This window comes from Pseudomonas sp. HY2-MNA-CIBAN-0224, from assembly GCF_040310285.1.
Classification (GTDB): Bacteria; Pseudomonadota; Gammaproteobacteria; order Pseudomonadales; family Pseudomonadaceae; genus Aquipseudomonas; species Aquipseudomonas helleri.
This window is the reverse complement of the sequence record NZ_JBEOPQ010000624.1, coordinates 1-262: the sequence shown is the minus strand read 5'-3', so window position 1 is coordinate 262 and position 262 is coordinate 1. Positions and strand designations below refer to the sequence as shown.

1 protein-coding gene is annotated in these 262 nt (G+C 53.4%); it reads right to left on the bottom strand.

Going from position 1 to position 262, the window contains the following annotated elements:
- Positions 1-220 (bottom strand): hypothetical protein (locus AAEZ03_RS27810; RefSeq protein WP_350583123.1); only part of this gene is annotated, 220 nt, incomplete at its 3' end.
- Between the last annotated feature and the right edge of the window lie 42 nt (positions 221-262).

The window sequence follows — 262 nt, the reverse complement described above, 5'->3', positions numbered from 1 at the left end:
CCAGTGGTAAGATCATCTCCGCTTTGTAGCCTTCAGCCACGCTCATCGTTTCGGCAGTGGAATGCGCTACTGCGGTAAACTTCAAGGCTTCCGGACGCTTAAGATCGCCCTGTGCAGGAATAGCAGCATTGTTGCCTGCGCTATTATTGATAGTATTGCTGTCATCGTCGTCACTACAACCGACCAACGGCAGCGCACCAAAAAAAGCAGCAGCCGTCAATCCCGTGCCACCTTTTAGGATACTGCGGCGGTTCAAGCGGCG